The sequence below is a fragment of the Actinomadura decatromicini genome, from assembly GCF_008121305.1.
Lineage (GTDB): Bacteria > Actinomycetota > Actinomycetes > Streptosporangiales > Streptosporangiaceae > Spirillospora > Spirillospora syzygii.
In genome coordinates, this window is the sequence record NZ_VSRQ01000001.1 from 308,831 (window position 1) to 314,773 (window position 5,943).

General features: G+C 70.6%; 6 protein-coding genes. 3 read left to right on the forward strand and 3 right to left on the reverse strand.

Annotation, left to right across the window (positions count from 1 at the left end; all coding sequences use genetic code 11):
• Positions 1–194: 194 nt before the first annotated feature.
• The 3 genes from FXF68_RS01360 to FXF68_RS01370 form a co-directional block, all read right to left on the reverse strand.
• Complete coding sequence (locus tag FXF68_RS01360) at positions 195–1,013, reverse strand: MBL fold metallo-hydrolase (protein WP_148758139.1); 819 nt, start codon at positions 1,011–1,013, stop codon at positions 195–197.
• A 117-nt stretch (positions 1,014–1,130) separates the two neighbouring features.
• Positions 1,131–1,592, reverse strand: coding sequence for a cupin domain-containing protein (locus tag FXF68_RS01365; RefSeq protein WP_246178165.1), 462 nt, complete (start codon positions 1,590–1,592; stop codon positions 1,131–1,133).
• A 231-nt stretch (positions 1,593–1,823) separates the two neighbouring features.
• Positions 1,824–2,597, reverse strand: coding sequence for an AfsR/SARP family transcriptional regulator (locus FXF68_RS01370; protein ID WP_148756983.1), 774 nt, complete (start codon positions 2,595–2,597; stop codon positions 1,824–1,826).
• 229 nt (positions 2,598–2,826) lie between these two features.
• Between FXF68_RS01370 and FXF68_RS01375 the strand changes: the two genes are divergently transcribed.
• Genes FXF68_RS01375 through FXF68_RS01385 form a run of 3 tightly spaced genes read left to right on the forward strand, consistent with a single transcriptional unit; the run spans position 2,827 to position 5,875 of the window.
• Complete coding sequence (locus FXF68_RS01375) at positions 2,827–3,858, forward strand: 3-oxoacyl-ACP synthase III family protein (RefSeq protein ID WP_148756984.1); 1,032 nt, start codon at positions 2,827–2,829, stop codon at positions 3,856–3,858.
• A 29-nt stretch (positions 3,859–3,887) separates the two neighbouring features.
• Positions 3,888–4,751: a 2-oxo acid dehydrogenase subunit E2 gene (locus FXF68_RS01380; protein ID WP_222869759.1), complete on the forward strand. Its 864-nt coding sequence runs from the start codon at positions 3,888–3,890 to the stop codon at positions 4,749–4,751.
• Positions 4,748–5,875, forward strand: coding sequence for an alpha/beta hydrolase (locus FXF68_RS01385; protein ID WP_148756985.1), 1,128 nt, complete (start codon positions 4,748–4,750; stop codon positions 5,873–5,875). Before FXF68_RS01380 ends, FXF68_RS01385 begins: the two co-directional genes overlap by 4 nt.
• The last annotated feature ends 68 nt before the right edge of the window (positions 5,876–5,943 follow it).

Below are 5,943 nucleotides of genomic sequence, written 5' to 3' on the forward strand. Positions count from 1 at the left end.
AGCGCGGGCGGCGCAAACCGCCGCTACCTGAAGGGACGAAATCATGAATGGCACACGCGCATCCACCAGAACATCTTCGTCACGTACGAAACCCGGGGATGACGGACGGCCGGTGACCGTGGGCCCGCACGCCCACGGTCACGGTCAACGGCACGCCTCCATCGAGACAACCGGGCGCGGCCCGGAGCATCCGATCAGCCGAGCGGTGGGGCGAGGTATTCCAGCGCGTAACCGTCGCCAGAGGGGGCTACGCGGGCGATGCCGGGCGAGTCGAGGTGAGCGCCTGCCACGAATTGGTTCGGTTGAGTCAGTTGTTCGAGCAGCACCGCTCGCGCGGCACGGGCTTGGGGCCGGTCGCCGTCGAACTCCCAGCACACGTCCGGCCGATCGAATTGGAGCGTGGGGACGTGAACGGTGTCGCCCCACGCGAGAAGGCAGCCGCTACCGCTCCTGACCTCGTAGACGGTGTGACCGGGCGTGTGGCCCGGTGCCGGGACGGCGGTGGTCCAGTCGTTGATCGCGACCTTCTCCGACACCGGTACGACCCGGTCGCGGATCGGCTCCAGCCGCCCTGTGAACACCGAAGCGTCGCTCGCGCCGATCCACACGCGTTCGAGGTTGACGAACGCCTCTGAGCCGTCCGGCGCGATCAAGCCGTTCACGTGGTCTGCGTGCTTGTGGGTGATGGCCGCGTCGGTGACCTGCGCGCGGTCGATTCCCGCCTCGTCAAGCGCCTCATAGATAAGCCCCATGGTGGGGTCGTGCCAGGCGTTGGACGCGCCGGTGTCGATGAGAACCGACCGCGCGCCATCGGTGACGAAGAAGGCGTTGACCGACAGCCGCAGGTTGTCGTCCACCAGCGGGACGGCGGCCGGCAACTCGCCGAGGGTACGTCCGTCCTCGTCGCGGAGGCGCGTGGGCGGCATGTCGATGTACCCGTCTCGCAACGAGACCACCTGCAGATCGCCGAACTCGAACCTGGCATGGTGCCGTCCACTCGAGATCAAACGCATGGAACCTCCGTCGTGTCGGACGCACATCGCGCGCCGTCCCCAATGGAAGGGCTCGACGTTCGGCGTCGCGTCCAGGATGGTCCATGCGCTCCACTGACAGGGCCCGGGGAGCGGTCGTCACGCGTCGTCGGCGGGGCGGTCGACCTTCGTCCAGAGGCTGGGCAGGTTGACGACGATGCCCTCCTGGGTGCTGCGGGCGATCACCACGACGGCCTCCTCGTCGGGGGAAGGGTTCTCCTCCCGGTGCGGGAGGTACGGCGGGACGAAGATGTAGTCGCCCGGCCCGGTCTCCACCCGGACCTCCTCGTCGCCGTCGGCGAAGACGAACACCGGGTGTCCGGAGACGATGTAGATCGCCGTCTCGGCCTCGCCGTGGTGGTGGTCGCCCGAGTCGGTCGCGGGCCCGACGTGCGTGCGGCCCATCCAGAGCCGCTCCGAGCCCACGCTCTTCCCCGAGATCGCCTCATACCTTCGCATTCCCGGGGTCTGGGCGGTGTCGGCGCCCAGGTCGGCGCCGCGAACGTGCTCGATGCGCCCGTGCCAGGCCGCCGTTCCCCGTGCTCGCTTTTCGTCCGTCACGATCCCATCCTTACCCAACGGGACCCGGTCGCTCCCCTGGGATCGTGCGAATTCGTCGGGAATGGAATCGACCATCGTAGGGACGAAAGCTTCGTCGCTACGCGAATACCAAGCTTCTCCATTCCGTGCGACGCAATCGCGATAATGATAGCGAGCGACATGGCCGGGCCACTCCGGAACAATGGACGGAATGGTCGCGGGCCCTGAACGCCCTCAGACGGAGATCGGCGTTCAGCTGGCTGCGGCGTGTTCGCCGTATGGTTCGTCGGCCCGCAGTATTCGCTGCTGGACTTCCCGGAGGGCGCGGCCCGGTTCCAGGCCCAGTTCGTCCTGAAGCGTCTTCCGTGCCATTTGGTAGACCTTCAGGGCGTCGGCTCGCCGCTCGGATTGGTACAGCGCCTGCATGAGCTGCCTGTAGAACGCCTCGTGCAGCGGATGCTCGCCGACGAGGCCGTAGAGGAAGCGGACCATCTCGCGGTGCCTGCCGAGCGCCAGGTTCGACTCGACGAACCATTCGGTGCACTCCAGCCGCAGTTCCTCCAGCCAGGTGACGAAGCCGGCGATGATCGGGCCGTCGCGCAGTTCGGGCAGGATGGGGCCGCGGCACAGGTCGAGGGCCGCGCCGAGCGCGGTGGCCGCCTGCTCCGGACGACCCGCGCGGGCGGCGTCCCGGCCCTCGTTGACGAGCTGCTGGAACTGCCAGAAGTCGAACTCGTGATCGCGCGGGCAGAGGATGTATCCGGGCGCGCGGGTGACGATCGGGGTCTCCTCCCGGCCGGGCCGGCCGAGCAGCTTGCGCAACTGGTAAATGTAGACGTACAGCGCGTCGGTGGCCCGTTTGGGCGGATTGTGGTTCCAGATCTCGGTGACGAGCTGGTCGAGCGAGACCACCTCTCCCGCCCTGATCAGCAACGTGGTCAGCAATACTTCCATCTTGCGCGCGTTGATGACGAGGGTCTTTTCCTCGTCGACGACGCGCAGCGAACCCAGGATCTCATACCTCACTGTCGCACCAACCCCGATAAGTGATCGGTCGGTCCCTTACGGCTGACGGCCTTTCCCCACACCTCCGCCACCTTGGCGAACCGACCCCTACGAATGCATCAGCGAAAGTACGTACATGGCCGGATCCTGCCACCCCGGCGCCGCTAAGACGCCGCACAGGAACCGGCTAGATCGACTTAAGCCCGCCCTCCTAGCGTTCGAACCATTGATCGTCCCTGGGAGGAACGGAATGGTCGCTCCCGACATTCATGTGCTGTCCGCCGGCTCCGCGCTGCCCGGGCCTCCGATCGACAACGCCGCCCTCGCCCGCCGATTCGGCATGGACCGTCTCTGGGTGGAATGGGTGGACACGTTCATCGGCACCCGTACCCGGCACCTCGCGGTCGACCTGGACTCCGGGGAGGTGCGGTATTCGCTGGCGGACCTGGCCGAGAGCGCCGCCCGCCACGCGCTGACCACGGCGTCCGTCGACCCGGGCGAGGTGGACGTGATCGTCCTCGGCACGGCCACACCCGACAAGCTCATGCCCGCCACGGTCAATGTCGTGGCGGACCGGCTGGGCATCGACGAGGTCCAGTCCTACCAGCTGCAGTCCGGATGCGCGGGCGCCGTCCAGGCGCTGGACGTCGGCAGGCGGCTGCTCGCCTCGGGCGAGCACCGGGTGGCGCTGGTGCTGGGCGGCGACGTGTGCGCCAAGCACTTCGACCTGGGCGTCGACCTGGCCGAGCTGAAGCCGTCGGAGCTGGTGAACGTCGTGCTGTTCGGCGACGGCGCCGGGGCCGCCGTGCTGACCACCGAGCCGGTGCCCGGCTCCGCGGCGATCCCCCGGGTCGTCAACCGGCTGGTCGGGCTCGACCGGGCGCCCGGCCAGGTCCTCGAGTGGTTCGGTCCGGCCGAGCGGCCGTCCGGGCGCGTCGCGGTCCAGGAGGACTACAAGGCGATCGAGACGTCGGTGCCGACGATGGCGGCCGAGGTCCTCAAGGAGCTCCTGGACGACCTCGGCTGGCAGAGCGGCGACGTCGACTACCTGCTGCCGCCGCAGCTGTCGGGGACGATGACCGCCCGCATCGTCGAGGTCCTGCGGACGCCGGGCGCCAAGGAGGTCACCCGGGTCCGCGAGACCGGCAACAACGGCAACGCGATGCCGTTCCTCCAGCTCGAACAGGCCCTCGCGGACATGGTCTCCGGGGACCGCGCGATCGGCATCGCGGTCGAGTCGAGCAAGTGGATCAAGGCCGGGTTCGCCCTGGAGAAGCTGTGACCCGCCTCGCGGGACGACCGGAGGGCCGCATGGGCATCAGGATCGAGGCGTTCCCCCGCGAACGCCGCCACACCCTCTACTTCCTGGACCAGGCGCGGGCGTTCGCGCCCGTGTTCCTGGACACCGAGGTCGACTGGTCCGGCATCCGGCGGCGGCGGGCGTCCGGGCGCGGCTTCTCCACCGTCACCCACGTCCTGCACGCCGCCGCGCGCGTCCTGGCCGAACATCTCGAGGCCAACTCCGCGATCGCCCGGGGCCTCCGCCCGAAGGTCGCCCGGTACGACTCGGTGAACGGGAAGCTGACGTTCGACAAGGTCCTCAACGGCCGCCGGGTCGTGCTGTCGACGGTCCTGGAGGGGTTGCAGACGGCGAGCCTGGAGGAGATCCAGGAGCGGGTCGAGCACTTCCGGGACGGCGACCCCGCCGTCATGCCGGAGTTCGCGCGGGTCCGGGCGCTGCACGGGCTGCCCCGGCTCGCCGCGCCGGTGGCCTACCGGGCCGTCTCCCGCTCGCTGCGCCGCCGCCCCCAGACCATGGGCACGTTCGCGGTGACGTCGCTGGGACATCGCCCCGTCGACGGGTTCCACTCCGTCGGAGGCACGACGATCACGCTCGGGCTGGGCCGGGTGACCGACCGGCCGGTGGTGCGCGGCGGACGGGTCGAGGTGGCCCCGGTGCTGCGGCTCAACCTGGCGTTCGACCACCGGGTGATCGACGGGGCGGAGGCGGCCGACGTCCTCGCCGAGATCAAGGAGCGGCTGGAAGCCGACGACGGCGGCGCGGCCGAGCCGACCGCCGCCGCCGAGCCGACCGCCGCCGAGGAGAGCGCGGGCGAGGGCCGGGCGAACGGAACGCGACCCGCCGAGCCACGGGGGACGGAGGAGCACCGGTGAACGACGTCGAGGAGCTCAAGCAGTTCGTGGTGGTCCATGCCAGGGCCCAGTCGATCCCGAAGAAGCGCTACACCGAGGTGCTCGCCCGCATCGACAACGACGTGGACGGCCGCCCGGGGTCGTGGGCCGTGGAGTGGACCCGCGTCGCGGACGCGCTGCGCGCCCGGGGCCGGCTGCTCGACGCCTGCCGCTACTACGGCCTGGCCCGCTTCCCGTTCGTGGACGGCCCCGCGCGGCAGGCGGCCCTGGAGTCCTGCGTCGGCGCCTTCGACCAATGGCGGTCGGGCACGGGGCTGGAGCCGCTGGAGGTGGAGTTGAAGGGCGGAGTCGTCCGCTGCTGGACGAGCGGCCTGTCGGCGACGCGGCGGCCACCGCTGCTGATCATGACCGGCGGAATCGTGTCGATCAAGGAGCAGTGGGCCCCGATGCTGGCCCGGCTCGGGCGGCTCGGCATGGCCGGGATCGTCACCGAGATGCCCCGCGTCGGGGAGAACACCGTCCCCTACGACGAGGACTCCCCGGCGATGCTGTCCGGAATCCTGGACGCCGTCGCCGGCCGGGCCGACGTCGACCACACGTACGCCGCGTGCATGAGCTTCAGCGGGCACATGGCGCTGCGGGCGGCGGCGGACGACCCGCGCATCCGCGGCATCGTCACGGCGGGCGTCCCGGTGAGCGCGTTCTTCACCGACGAGCGGTGGCGGGCGGGGGTGCCGCGCGTCACCGTCGACACGCTGGCGCACCTGCTCGGCACCGGGTCCGGCGAGGTCTTCGACCGGATCGGCGGCTGGGCGCTGGACGACGCGCTGCTCGGCTCCCTCGACGTCCCGGTGCACTGCGCGGCCAGCGCCCGCGACGAGATCATCCCGGCCGCCGACGTGGAGCGGCTCCGCCGCGCCGTCCGGGACCTGCACCTCGTCGAGAACGACGACGTGCACGGCTCGCCTCGGCACGCCACGGAGACGCGCCTCTGGGTGGTGCTGTCGCTGCTGCGGATGCGGCGGACCGGCGGCCCCGCGTACGCGGTCCTGCGCGCCCTGCACGCGGCGCTGCGGCTGCGCGGAAGGCTCACGCCCGCCGCGTCCGCCGCGCCTGCCGCACCCACCGCACCCGCCGCGCCCTGACACGACCGCCCCTCCGACGCGCCCGCACCGTCATCGCTCATCCATCGAACTGGGGACGAAACGGCACC

What these genes read in the sequence shown, in the direction of transcription:
- FXF68_RS01360 (WP_148758139.1), bottom strand. Translation starts at nt 1,013, where the DNA reads ATGCGTTTGATCTCGAGTGGACGGCACCATGCCAGGTTCGAGTTCGGC.
- FXF68_RS01375 (WP_148756984.1), top strand. Translation starts at nt 2,827, where the DNA reads ATGGTCGCTCCCGACATTCATGTGCTGTCCGCCGGCTCCGCGCTGCCC.
- FXF68_RS01380 (WP_222869759.1), top strand. Translation starts at nt 3,888, where the DNA reads ATGGGCATCAGGATCGAGGCGTTCCCCCGCGAACGCCGCCACACCCTC.